The organism is Enterobacter sp. KB-221C9 (genome assembly GCF_041320715.1).
In the GTDB taxonomy this organism is placed as follows: domain Bacteria; phylum Pseudomonadota; class Gammaproteobacteria; order Enterobacterales; family Enterobacteriaceae; genus Enterobacter; species Enterobacter asburiae_D.
The window spans coordinates 89,722-108,958 of sequence record NZ_JBGIWG010000004.1 but is presented as its reverse complement, the minus strand read 5'-3'; the positions used below and the strand labels follow the sequence as shown (position 1 = coordinate 108,958).

The 19,237-nt window shown below is 55.0% G+C and carries 17 protein-coding genes; 7 read left to right on the top strand and 10 right to left on the bottom strand.

Annotation, left to right across the window (positions count from 1 at the left end; translation table 11 throughout):
* Positions 1 to 9: 9 nt before the first annotated feature.
* The 7 genes from AB8846_RS06700 to tkt form a co-directional block, all read right to left on the bottom strand.
* A complete protein-coding gene (locus AB8846_RS06700; RefSeq protein ID WP_063144925.1) occupies positions 10 to 741 on the bottom strand; it encodes an oxidative stress defense protein in 732 nt (243 codons plus the stop codon).
* A gap of 91 nt (positions 742 to 832) precedes the next feature.
* Complete coding sequence (gene argO / locus AB8846_RS06695) at positions 833 to 1,468, bottom strand: arginine exporter ArgO (protein WP_021242063.1); 636 nt, start codon at positions 1,466 to 1,468, stop codon at positions 833 to 835.
* A 145-nt stretch (positions 1,469 to 1,613) separates the two neighbouring features.
* A complete protein-coding gene (gene mscS, locus AB8846_RS06690) occupies positions 1,614 to 2,468 on the bottom strand; it encodes a small-conductance mechanosensitive channel MscS (RefSeq protein WP_023333322.1) in 855 nt (284 codons plus the stop codon).
* A 186-nt stretch (positions 2,469 to 2,654) separates the two neighbouring features.
* Complete coding sequence (fbaA, locus tag AB8846_RS06685) at positions 2,655 to 3,734, bottom strand: class II fructose-bisphosphate aldolase (RefSeq protein WP_063144924.1); 1,080 nt, start codon at positions 3,732 to 3,734, stop codon at positions 2,655 to 2,657.
* Positions 3,735 to 3,827: 93 nt separating this feature from the next.
* The gene (pgk, locus tag AB8846_RS06680; protein ID WP_032660073.1) at positions 3,828 to 4,991 is read right to left on the bottom strand and encodes a phosphoglycerate kinase; all 1,164 of its coding nucleotides are present in this window, start codon (positions 4,989 to 4,991) and stop codon (positions 3,828 to 3,830) included.
* A 49-nt stretch (positions 4,992 to 5,040) separates the two neighbouring features.
* Positions 5,041 to 6,060, bottom strand: a complete 1,020-nt coding sequence (gene epd, locus AB8846_RS06675; RefSeq protein WP_032660071.1) for an erythrose-4-phosphate dehydrogenase — start codon at positions 6,058 to 6,060, stop codon at positions 5,041 to 5,043.
* A gap of 341 nt (positions 6,061 to 6,401) precedes the next feature.
* On the bottom strand, positions 6,402 to 8,393 hold the full coding sequence (gene tkt / locus AB8846_RS06670) for a transketolase (RefSeq protein WP_010435385.1): 1,992 nt from the start codon (positions 8,391 to 8,393) through the stop codon (positions 6,402 to 6,404).
* Positions 8,394 to 8,665: 272 nt separating this feature from the next.
* On the opposite strand from tkt, the gene AB8846_RS06665 reads away from it, so the two are divergent.
* Positions 8,666 to 9,424 (top strand): M48 family metallopeptidase, encoded by a 759-nt coding sequence (locus tag AB8846_RS06665; RefSeq protein ID WP_370732354.1) that lies wholly within the window; start codon positions 8,666 to 8,668, stop codon positions 9,422 to 9,424.
* A 209-nt stretch (positions 9,425 to 9,633) separates the two neighbouring features.
* Positions 9,634 to 10,902, top strand: a complete 1,269-nt coding sequence (locus tag AB8846_RS06660; protein WP_370732353.1) for an OprD family outer membrane porin — start codon at positions 9,634 to 9,636, stop codon at positions 10,900 to 10,902.
* 51 nt (positions 10,903 to 10,953) lie between these two features.
* Here the strand turns inward: AB8846_RS06660 and speB are convergent, their stop codons facing one another.
* The 3 genes from speB to yqgB form a co-directional block, all read right to left on the bottom strand.
* Positions 10,954 to 11,874, bottom strand: coding sequence for an agmatinase (gene speB / locus AB8846_RS06655; protein WP_014071686.1), 921 nt, complete (start codon positions 11,872 to 11,874; stop codon positions 10,954 to 10,956).
* 230 nt (positions 11,875 to 12,104) lie between these two features.
* Positions 12,105 to 14,081, bottom strand: coding sequence for a biosynthetic arginine decarboxylase (speA, locus tag AB8846_RS06650; protein WP_023309121.1), 1,977 nt, complete (start codon positions 14,079 to 14,081; stop codon positions 12,105 to 12,107).
* 8 nt (positions 14,082 to 14,089) lie between these two features.
* On the bottom strand, positions 14,090 to 14,221 hold the full coding sequence (gene yqgB / locus AB8846_RS06645; protein WP_127312443.1) for an acid stress response protein YqgB: 132 nt from the start codon (positions 14,219 to 14,221) through the stop codon (positions 14,090 to 14,092).
* Between the two features lie 332 nt (positions 14,222 to 14,553).
* Between yqgB and AB8846_RS06640 the strand changes: the two genes are divergently transcribed.
* From AB8846_RS06640 to endA, 5 genes are all read left to right on the top strand, one after another.
* On the top strand, positions 14,554 to 14,736 hold the full coding sequence (locus AB8846_RS06640; protein WP_370732352.1) for a hypothetical protein: 183 nt from the start codon (positions 14,554 to 14,556) through the stop codon (positions 14,734 to 14,736).
* 147 nt (positions 14,737 to 14,883) lie between these two features.
* Positions 14,884 to 16,038, top strand: coding sequence for a methionine adenosyltransferase (gene metK, locus AB8846_RS06635; protein WP_010435443.1), 1,155 nt, complete (start codon positions 14,884 to 14,886; stop codon positions 16,036 to 16,038).
* 434 nt (positions 16,039 to 16,472) lie between these two features.
* Positions 16,473 to 17,870, top strand: a complete 1,398-nt coding sequence (gene galP / locus AB8846_RS06630) for a galactose/proton symporter (protein ID WP_063144921.1) — start codon at positions 16,473 to 16,475, stop codon at positions 17,868 to 17,870.
* 58 nt (positions 17,871 to 17,928) lie between these two features.
* A complete protein-coding gene (locus AB8846_RS06625) occupies positions 17,929 to 18,426 on the top strand; it encodes a SprT family zinc-dependent metalloprotease (protein ID WP_063144920.1) in 498 nt (165 codons plus the stop codon).
* Between the two features lie 94 nt (positions 18,427 to 18,520).
* Positions 18,521 to 19,228, top strand: a complete 708-nt coding sequence (gene endA, locus AB8846_RS06620; protein WP_121424609.1) for a deoxyribonuclease I — start codon at positions 18,521 to 18,523, stop codon at positions 19,226 to 19,228.
* The last annotated feature ends 9 nt before the right edge of the window (positions 19,229 to 19,237 follow it).

Below are 19,237 nucleotides of genomic sequence, written 5' to 3'. Positions count from 1 at the left end.
GCCTACAGATTACTGAGCCGGTTTCGGCTGTGCTGCAACAGGCTCCAGCTGGAAGACCACATCCACCTGATCGTCGAACTGAATGGTTGGCTGCTCGTAAGTTTCCTGAGCGGACACCGGGGCTGCATCAGCCTTCATCATCCGTACCATCGGGCTTGGCTGGTAGTTAGAGACGTGGTAACGCACGCTGTAAACCGGGCCGAGCTTGCTCTTAAAGCCAGAAGCCAGCTGTTCCGCCTGGTGAATGGCATCATCAATCGCCGCTTTACGCGCTTCGTCTTTGTATTTCTCCGGTTGCGCAACGCCCAGCGACACGGAACGAATTTCGTTCAGACCCGCCTTCAGCGCGCCATCCAGCAGCGCGTTAAGCTTATCCAGCTGACGCACGGTCACTTCGACGGTACGCACGGCGCGGTAGCCTTTCAGGATGCTTTTACCATTCTGGTAGTCGTAATCGGGTTGAGTACGCAGGTTCGCGGAGTTGATATCTTTTTTACCAACACCGTTCTGCTCGAGGAAAGAGAGGTATTGCGCAACGCGATCGTCAGCCTGCTTCTTGGCAGATGCCGCATCCTTCGCAGCGACATTGACTTCAATTGCCAGCGTTGCAACATCGGGTACCGCGTCCACGCTTGCAGTGCCTGAAGTGACGATGTGCGGGCCATCCGGCAGTTCACTTGCCTGCACCGACACCGCACCAAAACTTACTAATGCCGCCAGGGCCATCACCTTAAACTTCACTGTTATTCCTCCATGTTGCGAAGAGTGCCCATTAACAGGGCGCATGCCAGCAAGCTTAGCGGGTCGTGTTCAGTTGTCCATAAGACAAGGATTAGTTGAACAATTCCTGAACGTGGTGAATCCCCTCTTTTGCCAGCTGAAAAGCAATAAACCACATCACCAGCCCCACCAGAGTGTTGATGATGCGCTGGGCTTTGGCCGTACGCAGACGAGGTGCCAGCCATGCCGCCAGAATGGCAAGACCGAAGAACCAGAGGAAAGAGGCGCTGACCGTGCCAAGCGCAAACCAGCGTTTCGGCTCAACGTCCAGCTGCCCGCCCAGGCTGCCCAGCACCACGAAGGTGTCCAGATAAACATGCGGATTAAGCCAGGTGACCGCCAGCATGGTGACGATAATCTTCCAGCGGCCCTGCTTCATGACTTCCGCGCTCGCCAGTTCGAGGTTGCTGCTCATCGCGGTTTTCAGGGCACCAAAACCGTACCAGAGCAGAAACGCCACGCCGCCCCAGGTGACCAGCGCCAGCAGCCAAGGAGACTGCATCAGCAATGCGCTGCCGCCAAAAATCCCGGCACAGATCAGCAGTAAATCGCTTACCGCGCACAGCAGGGCAATCATCAGATGATACTGGCGGCGGATGCCCTGGTTCATCACGAATGCATTTTGCGGGCCGAGGGGAAGGATCATAGCTGCACCTAAGGCAAGCCCTTGAAAGTAATAGGATAACATGACGAAATTCTCACAGTATTGTTCTGGAAGGTGACTATACTGCGCGAATCACATTAGAGGAAATGGATAATATTAATTGGGGATTAGCGGCGCTTATAAAAGTAAAGCCCGGTGGCGCTAGCGCTTACCGGGCCTGCGGGTGACGTTATTCTGCTTCTTTGACTTTTTTGACGTTTACGTCCATCTGCGGGTACGGGAAGCTGATGCCGTTGGCGTCGAAGTCGCGCTTAATGCGTTCCAGCACGTCCCAGTACACGTTTTGCAGATCGCTGCTCTTGCTCCAGATACGCACCACGAAGTTAATCGAGGACGCGCCCAGCTCGTTCAGGCGAACCGTCTGCTCTTTGTCTTTCAGAATGCGATCGTCTGAAGCAATGATGTTGCTAATCAGCGACTTCACCTGATCGATGTCGGAGTCGTACGCCACGCTGATAATCAGTTCGTTACGACGCACCGGTTCACGGGAGAAGTTAATGATGTTGCCCGCGATGATTTTCCCGTTCGGGACGACTACGATGCGGCCATCGACGGTACGCAGGGTCGTTGAGAAAATCTGCACCTGCAGCACGGTTCCGGCAATGCCGCCAAGGTCAACGTATTCGCCGGAACGGAACGGACGGAAGGTGACCAGCAGAACGCCTGCCGCCAGGTTTGAAAGCGAGCCCTGCAGCGCCAGACCAATAGCCAGACCGGCGGCACCGAGAACGGCAATGACGGAGGCGGTCTGCACGCCCACACGGCCCAGCGCCGCAATCAGCGTAAAGGCGATAATACCGTAGCGCACCAGTGCGGAGAGGAAGTCCGCCACCGTGGCGTCAATGTGACGGGCCAGCATCACGCGGTTTACCGCGTTCGATACAATTCGCGCCACGATCATCCCGACGATGATGATGGCAATCGCCGCGACGATGTTCACGGCATAGCTCAGCAGCAGCGCCTGGTTGCGCACCAGCCAGTTACCGGCGTTATTGATGCTGTCTACAACATCGAGTTGTTCCATTTATTCTTCCTTTTGTTAAACCAAAACACAAAATCCATCCCCCATGGAGACAGGCAGGTCCGTAAAGGGTAAACAAAAAGCGCAAGTATTGCCAAACAGATCACAAAAACCGGCCTGGCAGGGTATTGAAAAAGCATAAAAAAAGGCCCGCATTTGCGGGCCTTCTGATGCTGTCAGCAGCTCAAATTACAGAACGTCTACCGCGTTCAGCTCTTTGAATGCCTGCTCCAGACGAGTAATCATAGAAGTCTGGGCAGCGCGCAGCCATACGCGTGGATCGTAGTATTTCTTGTTCGGCTGGTCTTCGCCTTTCGGGTTGCCCAGCTGACCTTGCAGGTAAGCTTCGTTGGTTTTGTAGTACTGCAGGATACCGTCCCATGTTGCCCACTGGGTGTCGGTATCGATGTTCATTTTCACTACGCCGTAGCTTACGGAGTCTTTGATTTCCTGAGCAGAAGAACCGGAACCGCCGTGGAAGACGAAGTTCAGGCTGTTGTGCGGCAGGTTGTGTTTCTTAGAAACGTATTCCTGAGAATCACGCAGGATAGTCGGGGTCAGAACCACGTTACCTGGTTTGTAAACGCCGTGTACGTTACCGAAGGACGCTGCAATGGTGAAGCGTGGGCTGATTTTGCTCAGCTCGGTGTAAGCGTAATCAACGTCTTCTGGCTGGGTGTACAGTGCAGAAGCGTCCATGTGGCTGTTGTCCACGCCGTCTTCTTCACCGCCGGTGCAACCCAGTTCGATTTCCAGGGTCATGCCCATTTTGGCCATGCGCGCCAGGTATTTGGAGCAGATTTCGATGTTTTCGTGCAGTGACTCTTCAGACAGGTCGATCATGTGAGAAGAGAACAGTGGCTTACCGGTTGCCGCAAAGTGTTTTTCACCCGCGTCCAGCAGACCGTCGATCCACGGCAGCAGTTTCTTGGCGCAGTGGTCAGTATGCAGGATAACTGGAACACCGTAGTGTTCAGCCATCTGGTGTACGTGGTGCGCACCAGAGATAGCACCCAGGATTGCAGCACCCTGAGGAACGTCAGTTTTCACGCCTTTACCTGCGATGAACGCAGCGCCGCCGTTAGAGAACTGAACGATAACTGGAGCTTTAACTTTAGCAGCAGTCTCCAGTACGGCGTTGATGGAGTCGGTACCCACGCAGTTAACTGCTGGCAGAGCGAAGTTGTTTTCTTTAGCTACCTGGAACACTTTCTGTACGTCATCACCAGTGATAACGCCAGGTTTTACGAAATCAAAAATTTTAGACATGTTGCTTAGTCCTGTATCTTCGGCCGTTAGAAAAGGTGCGAGCTCTTATAAGCGCGCTGAAAATTGGGCAGGTTTCCCCTGCCCTTGAATGGCTTACTTCTTAGCGCGCTCTTCGAGCATTGCTACTGCTGGCAGTACTTTGCCTTCCACGAATTCGAGGAATGCGCCGCCACCAGTGGAGATGTAGGAGATTTTGTCAGCGATACCGAACAGGTCGATTGCTGCCAGGGTGTCACCACCGCCTGCGATAGAGAACGCTTCGCTGTCTGCGATAGCGTTAGCAACGATTTCAGTACCTTTGCGGAAGTTCGGGAATTCGAACACGCCAACAGGACCGTTCCACAGGATAGTTTTTGCGTTTTTGAGGATTTCAGCCAGTTTCTGTGCAGAAACGTCGCCCAGGTCCAGAATCTGCTCTTCATCTTTGATGTCGTTTACAGATTTCAGGGTCGCGGTTGCGGTTTCGGAGAACTCAGTCGCAACGCGAACGTCAGTTGGAACCGGGATATCACAGGTGGTCAGCAGGCGTTTGGCTTCGTCAACCAGGTCTGCTTCGTACAGGGATTTACCCACGTTGTGGCCCTGAGCGGCAACGAAGGTGTTCGCGATACCACCGCCAACGATCAGCTGGTCAGCGATTTTAGACAGGGAATCCAGAACGGTCAGTTTGGTAGAAACTTTAGAACCACCAACAATAGCCACCATTGGACGAGCAGGTTCTTTCAGTGCTTTACCCAGCGCTTCCAGTTCGTCAGCCAGCAGAGGACCGGCGCAAGCAACATCTGCGAATTTACCAATACCGTGGGTTGACGCCTGTGCACGGTGAGCCGTACCGAAGGCATCCATTACGAATACGTCGCACAGTGCAGCGTATTTTTTAGACAGGGTTTCGTCGTCTTTCTTTTCGCCTTTGTTGAAGCGAACGTTTTCCAGAACAACCAGTTCACCGGCAGCAACTTCAACGCCGTCCAGGTAATCTTTCACCAGGCGAACCGGGCTGGACAGTTTGTCTTTCAGGTAATTAACCACTGGCAGCAGAGAGAACTCTTCGTTGTACTCGCCTTCAGTTGGACGACCCAGGTGGGAGGTGACCATCACTTTCGCGCCCTGCTTCAGAGCCAGTTCGATGGTTGGCAGAGATGCACGGATACGCGCGTCGCTGGTCACTTTGCCATCTTTAACCGGTACGTTCAGATCGGCACGGATGAAAACGCGTTTACCAGCCAGATCCAGATCGGTCATCTTAATTACAGACATGGTGAATCCTCTCGTTGATTCTTAAAGTTTTGCAGACGCACAATGCGTCTTACCTGAAACCTTGAGCGGCCATTGCTAACGTGGTGTCGAGCATTCGGTTAGCAAAGCCCCATTCGTTATCACACCAGACCAGCGTCTTGATAAGGTGTGCGCCACTGACTCTCGTTTGCGTGCCATCGACAATGGCGCTGTGCGGGTCGTGGTTAAAATCTACTGAGACCAACGGTAATTCCGTATAGTCAACTATACCATGAAATGCTCCCTGTGCCGCTTTTTGCAGCAACAGGTTGACTTCACAGGCTTTTACCGGTTTTTTCACCGTCACGCTGAGGTCGATCGCGGTCACGTTAATCGTCGGAACACGCACGGCAATCGCTTCAAACCGGTCATTAAACTGCGGAAAAATTCGGGTGATCCCTGCCGCCAGTTTCGTATCCACCGGAATGATTGACTGGCTCGCCGCGCGAGTGCGTCGTAAATCCGGATGGTAGGCGTCGATAACCTGCTGATCGTGCATGGCGGAATGAATCGTGGTCACGGTGCCGGATTCAATGCCATACGCATCGTCTAACAGTTTGATGACCGGAATAATGCAGTTGGTGGTACAGGAGGCGTTGGAAACAATGCGGTGTTCGGCCTGCAGCTCATGCTGGTTGACGCCAAACACGACGGTCGCGTCGAGGTCGTTACTGCCGGGATGAGAAAACAGGACTTTTTTCGCGCCGGCAGCCAGATGCGCTTCGCCATGTTCGCGGTTGCCGTAGACACCGGTACAGTCAAGCACCACATCCACACCCAGTTCACGCCAGGGTAGCCCGGAGATGCTGTTCTCATGCAGCACACGAATAGCGTCGTCACCCACAAACAGCCGATCTCTTTCCTGGCGAACATCCCAGGCAAAGCGTCCGTGGCTGGTGTCATATTTCAACAAATGCGCCATGCCCGTAGCATCCGCCAGTTCATTGATTGCCACCACGGTTATTTCCGCCCGACGTCCGGATTCATACAAAGCACGAACCACATTACGTCCGATGCGACCGAAGCCATTAATCGCTACGCGTACGGTCATAGATCTCCTGCAAAGCAATCCCTGAGTTTGAGGTGGCTGAAAGAGTAATCCAGCTACGCCCGAAGGGGAATCCTTGCTGTCACAAACTGCGATTGATTGGTCAATTGTCGAACATTTAATCGACTGAAACGCTTCAGCAAGAATAAGCGAATCGGGGAATAAAAGGAATGTCTGTCCAGATGAATAAGCGAGCTATATGACTTGCGTCACATTTCTGGTGGAATAATTTACGCCGAGGTAAAAGCAAAACGGTAACCTCTCGGTTACCGTTTTTAGTGTTTGCACCCTCTCCCCGTGGGAGAGGGTCGGGGTGAGGGCATCAGCCCGCACCGTACAAACGATTACAGCAGTTCTTTCGCTTTCGCGACAACGTTCTCAACGGTGAAGCCGAACTCTTCGAACAGCAGCTCTGCCGGAGCAGACTCACCGAAGGTGGTCATACCGACGATGGCACCGTTCAGGCCCACGTATTTGAACCAGTAGTCAGCGATACCCGCTTCCACTGCCACGCGAGCGGAAACCGCTTTAGGCAGAACGGATTCACGGTAAGCGGCATCCTGCTTGTCGAACGCGTCGGTAGACGGCATGGAAACCACGCGCGCTTTCACGCCTTCGGCAGTCAGTTTTTCCCACGCTGCCACAGCCAGTTCAACTTCAGAACCGGTGGCGATGAAGATCAGCTCTGGCTGGCCCGCGCAATCTTTCAGCACGTAACCACCGCGAGCGATGTTCGCCAGCTGCTCTGGCGTACGCTCCTGCTGTGCCAGGTTCTGACGGGAGAGGATCAGCGCGGTTGGACCGTCCTGACGCTCAACGCCGTATTTCCACGCCACCGCGGATTCAACCTGGTCACATGGACGCCATGTGCTCATGTTCGGGGTCACGCGCAGGGAAGCCACCTGCTCTACCGGCTGGTGAGTTGGGCCATCTTCGCCCAGACCGATGGAGTCGTGGGTGTAGACCATCACCTGACGCTGTTTCATCAGCGCAGCCATACGCACGGCGTTACGTGCATATTCAACGAACATCAGGAAGGTAGAGGTGTACGGCAGGAAACCACCGTGCAGGGAGATACCGTTGGCAATCGCAGTCATACCGAATTCACGTACACCGTAATGGATGTAGTTACCGGCAGTGTCTTCGTTGATCGCTTTAGAACCGGACCAGATAGTCAGGTTAGAAGGCGCGAGGTCAGCGGAGCCGCCGAGGAATTCAGGCAGCAGAGGACCGAACGCTTCAATCGCATTCTGAGACGCTTTACGGCTCGCGATTTTAGACGGGTTCGCCTGCAGCTTAGCGATGAACTCGTTCGCTTTCGCGTCGAAGTCAGACGGCATGTCACCTTTCATACGACGGGTGAATTCAGCCGCTTCCTGCGGGAACGCTTTCGCATAGGCAGCGAACTTCTCGTTCCAGGCCGCTTCTTTCGCCTGGCCCACTTCTTTTGCATCCCACTGAGCGTAGATCTCAGATGGGATTTCGAATGCAGGGTGTTTCCAGCCCAGCGCTTCACGGGTCAGTGCGATTTCCGCATCGCCCAGCGGTGCGCCGTGGGAGTCGTGAGTACCCGCTTTGTTCGGTGAACCGAAGCCAATGATGGTTTTGCACATCAGCAGGGACGGTTTGTCCGTCACAGCGCGCGCTTCTTCCACTGCACGTTTAATCGAGTCAGCATCGTGGCCATCAACGCCACGCACAACGTGCCAGCCGTAGGCTTCGAAACGTGCTGCGGTGTCGTCGGTGAACCAGCCTTCAACGTGACCGTCGATGGAGATACCGTTGTCGTCATAGAACGCAACCAGTTTGCCCAGCTTCAGGGTACCAGCCAGGGAGCACACTTCGTGAGAAATGCCTTCCATCATGCAGCCGTCGCCCATGAACGCGTAGGTGAAGTGGTCTACGATATCGTGACCAGGGCGGTTGAACTGCGCCGCCAGCGTCTTCTCAGCAATCGCCATACCCACAGCGTTAGCAATACCCTGACCCAGCGGGCCGGTGGTGGTTTCTACGCCAGCGGTGTAACCCACTTCCGGGTGACCTGGAGTTTTAGAGTGCAGCTGACGGAAGTTTTTCAGCTCTTCAATTGGCAGATCGTAGCCGGTGAGGTGCAGCAGGCTATAGATCAGCATTGAGCCGTGGCCGTTGGACAGCACAAAGCGGTCGCGGTCAGCCCATGACGGGTTCTGCGGGTTGTGGTTCAGGAAGTCACGCCACAGGACTTCGGCGATATCAGCCATACCCATAGGGGCCCCTGGGTGGCCGGATTTGGCTTTCTGTACTGCATCCATGCTCAGCGCACGAATAGCATTAGCAAGCTCTTTACGTGAGGACATTTTAACTCCAGATCGGACTGTTAAAGGCCATGCCCTTGACGACAGCGCGTTTTGGGCTACGCCGGAAAAAAGTGCCAACAATGTAACCCAAGCCGCAAGTCATGTACATGGAGCATTCTTTTGCTTGTTAAGAAATCTCTGGATCATGCTCGCATGTTGCGCAATCTACTCGCCCGCCTCTGTCGATATTCCTTATACTTAGCCCGACACCGGCTTCGCTGACGGTGCATTTTTCGGATTTTATTCAGATTAACGAGTACGGAAGCAACCTCATGAAAATGCGTGCAATAGTGCTGGCCCTGGGTACAACGCTCCTGCTGAGCGGCTGTCAGAATATGGATTCTAACGGTCTGATGACGTCAGGCGCAGAGGCCTTTCAGGCCTATTCCCTGAGCGATGCGCAGGTGAAAGCGCTGAGCGACCAGGCCTGTAAAGATATGGACGGAAAAGCCACGCTTGCGCCGGCTAGCAGTACCTACACGCAGCGTCTGAATAAGATTGCTTCCGCGCTGGGCGACAACATCAACGGCCAGCCGGTGAACTACAAGGTGTACATGGCGAAAGACGTGAACGCCTTCGCGATGGCGAACGGCTGTATCCGCGTCTATAGCGGGCTGATGGACATGATGACCGACAACGAAGTGGAAGCGGTCATCGGCCATGAAATGGGCCACGTTGCCCTGGGCCACGTGAAGAAAGGGATGCAGGTTGCCCTGGGCACCAATGCCATCCGCGCAGCAGCGGCCTCAGCGGGCGGTATAGTTGGCAGCCTGTCGCAGTCACAGCTTGGCGACGTGGGTGAAAAGCTGGTTAACTCTCAGTTCTCACAGCGTCAGGAGTCCGAGGCGGATGACTACTCCTACGATCTGTTGCGCAAACGCGGCATTAATCCATCAGGTTTAGCCACCAGCTTTGAAAAACTGGCCAAGCTGGAAGCGGGACGCCAAAGCTCCATGTTTGACGATCACCCTGCCTCAGAAGAACGCGCACAGCATATTCGCGACCGCATGGCCGCAGACGGAATTAAATAATTTTACCGGGAGGCAGTTTTGCCTCCCTTTTATTTCGCATGAATTGTTAACTTAACAGCACGTATCGATAACACCCCTGAAAGCCCCGCCAAATCTGCCCTATCGCATTGAAATGTCTGGTCACATAATTATTGCAAAGGTTACTTTTTCCGGTAATTATCACCCCGCAGTTATTCAAATTAATATATCCAGACAGAGACGTTCCCTCCGTGAAAAAAGAATTATCATTAATTGCTTTAAGTTTATTTGCCGCATTACCAGCCGCTGCAAGCCAGCAATCCGACAGCCAGGGTTTTATTGACGACAGCCATCTGGATCTGTTTTTACGCAATGCGTATATCAGCCGCGACTACCATCAGGGCCAGCAGGACAAAGCCGAATGGGGTCAGGGGATCATCACCACGTTTGCATCCGGCTATACCGAAGGGCTGGTGGGCTTTGGTGTGGACGGTATTGCTCAATACGGCGTGCGCCTTGACGGCGGCCGTGGCAAAAGCGGCGCAGGCGGCATCGACTTCTTTAAGCAGGAAGACGACGGTCGGGCAAAATCCGATCTGGCAAAGTTTGGCGCAACCGCCAAAATGCGCATATCAAACACCGTACTGAGCTACGGAAATCAGCGTCCTGAGCTGCCTATCATCAATGCCGACAGCTCCCGCCTGCTGTTTGAAAGCTACACGGGCACCATGCTGACCTCGAAAGAGATCGACGGTCTGGAAGTCAACGCCGGTTACTTCACCGACGAGCAGCGTAAAAGCGATGACCGCCACGACAGCGGACTGAAGAGCCTCTCCTTCGGCGGCGCGAGCTATCAGTTTAACGACCAGTTCAGCGGCGCGCTGTACGCCTCTCATAATGAAGAGGTGATGAACAAGCAGTACCTGGGCATGAACTTCAAACAGCCGTTCAGCACCGGGCAGCAGCTGGTGCTCGACTTCAACGGCTATAACTCCCGTCTGGACCAGGGTTACGCGGACAGCCTCGACACGGGCCGCAGCAACACCATCTGGAGCCTGGCGGCGAGCTATATCTGGGACATTCACACGTTCAAAGTGGCGTACCAGCAGAGCAGCGGCAGCACCGGCTACAACTACGGCGGCTATCGCGACAAGGGTGGCGTGGGTGACGGCGGTAACACCATCTGGCTGGCGAACTCCTACTGGTCTGATTTTAACGGCGAAGATGAACGTTCCTGGCAGGCATCCTACGGTCTGGACTTTGGCGGCCTTGGCTTACCGGGCCTGAGCTGGACCACCGCCTACGTGCGCGGCGATAACATCAAAACCTCTGAAACCAGCAACGGCAAAGAGCACGAGTGGTTTAACCAGATCCAGTACCAGGTGCAGGATGGTCCGGCGAAGGATCTGAAGCTGAAACTGCGCTACTCCGTCCTGCGCGTCTCCAGCAACGCCAGCGAGTACAACGTGGGCGGGGACGAGATCCGCGCTTACGTGGAATACCCGTTTAACGTGTTCTAAAGGCAATAAAAAACCTCTCAAGAGAGAGGTTTTTTTCACGCCAGGCGAGGCTTACTCGCCTTTTTTAGCCGCCTGAATGTAGAGCATTTCCAGTGCCAGGGTCGCTGCGGCAAGAGCAGTGATCTCGGACTGATCGTACGCAGGCGCCACTTCCACCACGTCCATCCCGACAATGTTCAGATCCTTCAGACCACGCACCAGCTTGATGGCACGATCTGAGGTCAAACCGCCGATGACCGGCGTACCGGTGCCCGGTGCAAATGCCGGATCCAGGCAGTCGATGTCGAAGGTCAGATAGACAGGCATATCGCCCACGATCTGCTTCACCTGAGCGATGATGTCATCGACGCCGCGATCGTTAACCTGGCCCGCATCCAGCACGGTGAAGCCGTTGTCTTTGTCGAACTCGGTACGAATACCGATCTGCACGGAGTGGTTCGGATCGATCAGACCTTCGTTCGGCGCGGTGAAGAACATGGTGCCGTGGTCAAACTCACAGCCGTTCGCGTAGGTGTCGGTATGCGCATCGAAGTGCACCAGCGCCATTTTACCGAAGTGCTTGGCATGGGCGCGCAGCAGCGGCAGGGTCACGAAGTGGTCGCCGCCGAAGGAGAGCATGCGCTTACCGGCAGCCAGCAGCTTCTCGGCGTGCGCCTGCAGCTTTTCGCTCATCTCACGCGCGTCGCCGAAGGCGTACACCAGGTCACCGCAGTCCACCACGTTCAGGCGCTCGCGCATGTCGAAGTTCCACGGGAAGCGGTTATGCTCCCAGGCCAGGTTAGTGGAAACCTGACGAATCGCTGCCGGGCCGTGACGACCACCCGCGCGGCCAGATGTTGCCATGTCGAACGGCACGCCGGTGATCACCCAGTCAGCGTCACTGTCGTACGGCTGGAAGTTCATCGGAAGGCGTAAAAAACCAAACGCGTTAGATACCAGAGAGTTATCGTACTGATGACCTAAAGTGCTCATGTCCTGACCTCTTTTAAAGTCGATACATTAAAAACAGATGAAAAAAAATCCCCTCCGCGTCGTTAAACCCGACGAGGAAGGGATTGATTCGTAAATCGCTTATTGGGGCGAATTATCGCCGGTAATGCATACGGGTTCAAGTGAGTATAGCATTATGCCGGATGACGGCTTCGCCTTATCCGGCCTACATTCGTAGGCCCGGTAAGCGCAGCGCCACCGGGCATCAGCGGCTACTCGTCTTCCAGGTAGGTGTACCCGTACAGACCCGCTTCAAACTCTTCCAGGAACTGCTGCTGCAGCGCATCGTCCAGACCGGTGTTCTTCACCTGATCGCGGAACTGGGTGAGCAGTTTTTTCGGATCCAGCTGAACGTATTCCAGCATGTCAGCCACGGTGTCCCCTTCATCGGACAGCTCAATTTCAACGTTGCCGTCAGGGAACACGAACACGTCCACCGCTTCGGTATCACCGAACAGGTTGTGCATGTTGCCGAGGATCTCCTGATACGCACCGACCATAAAGAAGCCCAGCATCGGCGGGTTCTCCGGGTCGTACTCCGGCATTGGCATCGTCGTTGCGATACCGTCGCCGTCAACGTAGTGGTCGATAGCGCCGTCGGAATCACAGGTGATATCCAGCAGCACCGCACGGCGTTCCGGCGCGTGGTTCAGCCCTTCCAGCGGCAGAACCGGGAACAGCTGATCGATACCCCAGGCATCCGGCATCGACTGGAACAGCGAGAAGTTGACGTAAATCTTATCCGCCATACGCTCCTGCAGCTCGTCGATAATCGGACGGTGCGCGCGGTTGCTCGGGTCGAGCTGTTTCTGCACTTCATGGCACATGTTCAGGTAGAGCTGCTCCGCCCACGCGCGCTCCTGCAGGCTGAAGGTGCCTGAAGAATAACCCACGTGAATGTCATGCAGGTCCATCTGGCTGTCGTGCAGCCATTCGCGCAGGGAACGGCGCGTGCCCGGCTCGTGCATTTCCTGCCAGGTTTCCCACATGCTTTGCAGGGAACGCGGGGCATCGTCTGCCGGAGGCGTTGCCTCGGAGATTTCGCTACGCTCAACGCCGATGATGTTAGAGACCAGCACCGTATGGTGCGCGGTGACCGCGCGACCGGATTCGGTGATCACCGTCGGGTGCGGCAGGCCGTTCTCTTCACAGGCATCGCCGATCGCCCAGATGATATTGTTCGCGTATTCGTTCAGGCCGTAGTTCACCGAGCAGTCAGACTGCGAGCGCGTCCCTTCGTAGTCCACGCCGAGGCCCCCGCCCACGTCGAAGCACTGAATATTCACGCCCAGCTTGTGCAGCTCCACGTAGAACCGCGCGGATTCACGCACGCCGGTGGCGATGTCGCGAATGTTGGCCATCTGCGAGCCGAGGTGGAAGTGCAGCAGTTGAATGCTGTCCAGACGACCGCGCTCGCGCAGGATTTCCACCAGCTGCAGCACCTGGTTTGCCGCCAGGCCGAACTTGGATTTTTCACCGCCGGAGGACTGCCATTTACCGGAACCTTGTGACGCCAGACGCGCACGCACGCCAAGGCGCGGCACCACGTTCAGACGCTCAGCCTCTTCCAGCACGATGGCGATTTCGGTCATCTTTTCGATAACCAGATAGACCTTGTGGCCCATCTTCTCGCCAATCAGCGCCAGACGAATGTATTCACGGTCTTTATAGCCGTTACAGACGATCACCGAACGGGTCATGCCCGCATGCGCCAGAACCGCCATCAGCTCCGCTTTGGAGCCTGCTTCCAGGCCCAGCGGCTCGCCGGAGTGGATCAGGGATTCAATCACGCGGCGGTGCTGGTTCACCTTGATCGGGTAAACCAGGAAATAGTCGCCTTTATAGCCGTAGGACTCACGCGCGCGCTTGAAGGCGGCGTTAATAGAACGCAGGCGATGTTGCAGGATCTGCGGGAAGCAGAACAGTGCAGGCAAACGCTGGCCCTGAGCTTCACGGGCTTTCACCAGTTTGGCAAGGTCCACGCGCGCTTCAGGGACGTCCGGATCCGGGCAGACGCTAATGTGGCCCAGTTCGTTGACGTCGTAGTAGTTATTGCCCCACCAGGCAATATTGTAAGTGCGCAGCATCTTGCTGGCTTCCTCGGAGCTCATCGCAACCTCCTGCATAGAACGTAGTACACCCTGTTCGCCCGCTGACGAAGGCGAAAAAGAAGACATGTCGTCAGACATAGCGAACCTCAACTCTTTGTATTAAGTGTAAAACAGTTGACTACTATCGCAGCGTTATACGGCGATAACAACCCATAAACGGCTCCGTTTCCCAGCAGAGTATGCTGAAAACCAGACCGTGCGACCGGTTTCTTATTCATATCATTGTAAAACACGTATCCGAACTCTGTATGACAAGGTTCGGCGAAACCACGAGAAAACTCTTGTATTAACAAGAGCGCCCTTGTTCAGTTTTCACAGAGCGTAACCGGCCCTTGAATCCTGAGAAGCGCCGAGATGGGTATAACATCGGCAGGTTTGCAGACTAGAAATGCGGGTTGCGGGAATCAAATACGCGCCAGAACGGCTGCGCTGAATTAGCGGAAAACGATGGTTCATTATCTGTTATCACCTCCACGGCCGCCTCTGCTGAAACGGACCACAAGCCAAAGCTAAAAGTTCACTGCTTAACCCGGCTGGAAGTGGCGACACGATGAGTTCATCGAGCGCTTTTTTGAATGAGCCGCGCGCCGCGTTTTATACCGAGAACAGGGGTAAAAAGCAAAAGATAAATGTGCGTGTTGCCGGGGCCGTCAGGAATTATTGCCAGCCGCAATTTCAACTGAGTGAGAGGTTAGTCAAAAAAAACTGGAAATCGGGCGAAGAAGTGACCTAAAATAGCCATCCAGATGTTAATCCATCTATACTGATTAACACTCATACTGCCAGTGTCAAAAACCTGCAGGCCTTGGTAGAATTATCTCCTTTGGCTATTCCACACAGCAGCTTGAGCTAACCAAATTCCTCTTAGGTGAAATAAAACATGGCAAAACACCTGTTTACGTCCGAGTCTGTATCAGAAGGACATCCTGATAAAATTGCTGACCAAATCTCCGATGCGGTGCTGGATGCGATCCTGGCGCAGGATCCAAAAGCGCGCGTAGCGTGTGAAACCTATGTCAAAACCGGCATGGTACTGGTTGGCGGTGAGATCACCACCAGCGCATGGGTTGATATCGAAGAGATCACCCGTAACACGGTGCGTGAGATCGGCTATGTGCATTCTGATATGGGCTTTGATGCCAACTCCTGCGCGGTACTGAGCGCAATTGGCAAACAGTCTCCCGACATCAACCAGGGCGTTGACCGTGCCGATCCGCTGGAACAGGGCGCGGGCGACCAGGGTCTGATGTTCGGCTATGCAACCAACGAAACCGATGTGCTGATGCCAGCACCGGTCACCTACGCACACCGTCTGGTGCAGCGTCAGGCTGAAGTGCGTAAAAACGGCACCCTGCCGTGGCTGCGCCCGGATGCGAAAAGCCAGGTCACCTTCCAGTACGATGACGGCAAAATCGTCGGTATTGACGCGGTGGTTCTGTCTACCCAGCACTCCGAAGATATCGATCAGAAATCCCTGCAGGAAGCAGTGATGGAAGAGATCATCAAGCCGGTTCTGCCGACCGAATGGCTGAGCTCTGCGACCAAATTCTTCATCAACCCAACCGGACGCTTTGTTATCGGCGGCCCAATGGGTGACTGCGGTCTGACCGGTCGTAAAATCATCGTTGATACCTACGGCGGCATGGCGCGTCACGGTGGCGGTGCGTTCTCCGGTAAAGATCCGTCTAAAGTTGACCGTTCTGCGGCGTACGCTGCACGTTATGTGGCGAAAAACATCGTTGCTGCCGGTCTGGCTGACCGCTGTGAGATCCAGGTTTCCTACGCTATCGGCGTGGCTGAACCAACCTCCATCATGGTTGAAACCTTCGGTACTGAAAAAGTGCCTTCAGAACAGCTGACGCTGCTGGTGCGCGAGTTCTTCGACCTGCGTCCATACGGTCTGATTCAGATGCTGGATCTGCTGCACCCAATCTACAAAGAAACCGCTGCATACGGTCACTTTGGTCGTGAACATTTCCCATGGGAAAAAACCGACAAAGCCGCCCTGCTGCGTGAAGCTGCCGGTCTGAAGTAATCGACTGACAGCTGCTTTATAAAAGGCCAGCCTTCGGGCTGGCCTTTTGCATTTGTTCAATCATCTTTGCCCGGCGGCGCTTCGCTTGCACGGGCCTACGGGTTTTGCGGTGTTGGTAGGCCGGGTAAGGCGCAGCCGCCACCCGGCAATGTTTGAAACCGCTTACACCATGCCAAATATATCCCGCTTTCAGAATAATCTCTTTGCCTGATCGCCTTTCTTCTGCCGTTACATTTCATTTCAGTTAAGTCCGAAATTCAAACAAACGCGATGCGTATCACCTCGTTTACCTCTATATTTTCAAAGCTTTAATTATTTTTACGGTTTCACGCTAGTGTAACCGATTACACCTATGTGATTAATCTCACATATTTTTACGGGTCACTCACCTACCCTTTACATCAATAAAACTGATAACCCAACTGGAGGGCAGAATGCCTGACAATAAAAAACAGGGGCGTACGTCCAACAAGGCGATGACATTCTTCGTCTGTTTCCTCGCCGCCCTGGCAGGATTACTTTTTGGCCTGGATATCGGCGTGATTGCCGGTGCATTACCTTTCATCACTGACGAGTTCCAGATCAGCGCTCACACCCAGGAGTGGGTGGTCAGCTCAATGATGTTTGGCGCGGCCGTCGGGGCCGTCGGCAGCGGCTGGCTCTCCTTCAAGCTCGGGCGTAAAAAGAGCCTGATGATCGGCGCGATCCTGTTCGTTGCCGGTTCACTCTTCTCTGCCGCAGCGCCTAACGTTGAGGTCCTGCTGGTTTCCCGCGTGCTGCTCGGCCTGGCCGTGGGCGTGGCATCCTATACCGCCCCGCTTTACCTGTCTGAAATCGCACCGGAGAAAATCCGTGGCAGTATGATTTCGATGTATCAGCTCATGATCACCATCGGTATTTTGGGCGCGTACCTTTCAGATACCGCGTTTAGCTACAGCGGCGCATGGCGCTGGATGCTCGGCGTGATCATCATCCCGGCCATTCTGCTGCTGATTGGGGTCTTCTTCCTGCCGGACAGCCCGCGCTGGTTTGCCGCGAAGCGTCGATTCCACGATGCCGAACGCGTACTGATGCGCCTGCGCGACACCAGCGCCGAAGCGAAAAACGAGCTGGAAGAGATCCGCGAAAGCCTGAAGGTCAAACAGTCCGGCTGGGCGCTGTTTAAAGAGAACAGCAACTTCCGCCGCGCGGTGTTCCTCGGCGTACTGCTTCAGGTGATGCAGCAGTTCACCGGGATGAACGTCATCATGTATTACGCGCCAAAAATCTTTGAGCTGGCGGGCTATACCAACACCACCGAGCAGATGTGGGGGACCGTCATCGTGGGTCTGACCAACGTGCTGGCGACCTTTATCGCTATCGGTCTGGTGGACCGCTGGGGACGTAAGCCAACCCTGACGCTGGGCTTCCTGGTGATGGCGGTCGGTATGGGTGTCCTCGGTACCATGATGCATGTGGGTATTCACTCACCAACCGCCCAGTACTTTGCGGTGGGCATGCTGCTGATGTTTATCGTCGGTTTTGCGATGAGCGCCGGCCCGCTGATTTGGGTGCTGTGCTCTGAGATCCAGCCGCTGAAAGGGCGTGATTTTGGTATCACCTGCTCTACCGCAACCAACTGGATTGCCAACATGATCGTCGGCGCAACGTTCCTGACCATGCTCAATACCCTGGGCAACGCGAACACCTTCTGGGTCTACGCCGGTCTGAATATCTTCTTTATTGTGCTGACTATCTGGCTGGTTCCAGAAACCAAACACGTTTCTCTGGAACATATTGAACGTAACCTGATGAAAGGTCGTCCTCTGCGCGAAATCGGCGCCCACGACTGATCCTCATGCGGGAGGCGCCTCTTGCGCCTCCCCGCTTCGCGCTTTATGCTCTGCCCCTATGAAAGCACCCCGTCTCCCCATCGCCCTTCAGCAAGCCGTTATGCGCTGCCTGCGGGAAAAACTCGCCCAGGCGAACCTGAAGCTCGGTCGCAATTACCCTGAACCTAAAATCGTTTATCAGCAGCGCGGCACCGCGGCCGGCACCGCCTGGCTCGAGTCGTATGAGATCCGCCTTAACCCGGTGCTGATGATGGAAAACCAGCAGGCGTTTATCGAAGAAGTGGTGCCGCACGAGCTGGCGCATCTGCTGGTGTGGAAACACTTCGGACGCGTCGCGCCCCACGGGAAAGAGTGGAAGTGGATGATGGAAGCGGTGCTCGGCGTTCCGGCACGCCGTACCCATCAGTTCGAGCTGGAATCGGTGCGCCGCAATACCTTCCCCTACCGCTGCCAGTGTCAGCAGCACCAGCTTACCGTCCGCCGCCATAATCGCGTGGTGCGCGGCGAGGCGACTTACCGCTGCGTCAAATGCGGCGAGCCGCTGGTTGCGGAATAATCATCTGAACTTTCAGGAACTTTCCTGATCTGACTGATTGCATACAGGAACAACATTCGTTACGTTGCGGGCTCGTTTTGACACGGAGTGTAAGATGTCCCGTAATTTTTCTCTCGCGGTCGCCTTTCTGACGACGGCGCTCTCAGGCCATGCGCTGGCCGACGGTATCAACAGTTTTTCCCAGGCCAAGGCAGCAGGCGTGAAGGTGAACGCCGATGTGCCGGGCGATTTCTACTGCGGCTGTAAAATTAACTGGCAGGGTAAAAAAGGGGTCGTTGACCTTGAGTCCTGCGGCTATAAGGTGCGTAAAAACGAAAACCGCGCCAGCCGCATCGAATGGGAGCATGTCGTTCCGGCCTGGCAGTTTGGCCACCAGCGCCAGTGCTGGCAGGATGGCGGACGTAAAAACTGTTCCAAAGATCCGGTTTACCGCCAGATGGAAAGCGATATGCATAACCTGCAGCCTGCCGTAGGTGAAGTGAACGGCGACCGCGGTAATTTCATGTACAGCCAGTGGAACGGTGGCGAAGGCCAGTACGGCCAGTGCGGTATGAAGGTTGATTTTAAAGAGAAAGTCGCCGAGCCCCCTGCCCGCGCGCGCGGCAGTATCGCCCGCACCTACTTCTATATGCGTGACCGTTACGACCTCAACCTTTCCCGCCAGCAGACGCAGCTGTTCAACGCCTGGGACAAGCAGTACCCGGTGACGGAGTGGGAATGCCAGCGCGACGAACGTATCGCCAGAGTCCAGGGGAATCACAACCCTTACGTCCAGCGGGCTTGCCAGGCGCAAAAGAGCTAACCTACACTA

Bases quoted from the DNA above. Each gene is read 5' to 3' on its own strand.
- AB8846_RS06640 (WP_370732352.1), top strand. From the start codon at position 14,554: ATGAGTTCATCGAGCGCTTTTTTGAATGAGCCGCGCGCCGCGTTTTAT.
- yqgB (WP_127312443.1), bottom strand. From the start codon at position 14,221: ATGAATAAGAAACCGGTCGCACGGTCTGGTTTTCAGCATACTCTGCTG.
- galP (WP_063144921.1), top strand. From the start codon at position 16,473: ATGCCTGACAATAAAAAACAGGGGCGTACGTCCAACAAGGCGATGACA.
- metK (WP_010435443.1), top strand. From the start codon at position 14,884: ATGGCAAAACACCTGTTTACGTCCGAGTCTGTATCAGAAGGACATCCT.
- endA (WP_121424609.1), top strand. From the start codon at position 18,521: ATGTCCCGTAATTTTTCTCTCGCGGTCGCCTTTCTGACGACGGCGCTC.
- argO (WP_021242063.1), bottom strand. From the start codon at position 1,468: ATGTTATCCTATTACTTTCAAGGGCTTGCCTTAGGTGCAGCTATGATC.
- speA (WP_023309121.1), bottom strand. From the start codon at position 14,081: ATGTCTGACGACATGTCTTCTTTTTCGCCTTCGTCAGCGGGCGAACAG.
- fbaA (WP_063144924.1), bottom strand. From the start codon at position 3,734: ATGTCTAAAATTTTTGATTTCGTAAAACCTGGCGTTATCACTGGTGAT.
- pgk (WP_032660073.1), bottom strand. From the start codon at position 4,991: ATGTCTGTAATTAAGATGACCGATCTGGATCTGGCTGGTAAACGCGTT.
- AB8846_RS06665 (WP_370732354.1), top strand. From the start codon at position 8,666: ATGAAAATGCGTGCAATAGTGCTGGCCCTGGGTACAACGCTCCTGCTG.
- AB8846_RS06625 (WP_063144920.1), top strand. From the start codon at position 17,929: ATGAAAGCACCCCGTCTCCCCATCGCCCTTCAGCAAGCCGTTATGCGC.
- tkt (WP_010435385.1), bottom strand. From the start codon at position 8,393: ATGTCCTCACGTAAAGAGCTTGCTAATGCTATTCGTGCGCTGAGCATG.
- speB (WP_014071686.1), bottom strand. From the start codon at position 11,874: ATGAGCACTTTAGGTCATCAGTACGATAACTCTCTGGTATCTAACGCG.
- mscS (WP_023333322.1), bottom strand. From the start codon at position 2,468: ATGGAACAACTCGATGTTGTAGACAGCATCAATAACGCCGGTAACTGG.
- epd (WP_032660071.1), bottom strand. From the start codon at position 6,060: ATGACCGTACGCGTAGCGATTAATGGCTTCGGTCGCATCGGACGTAAT.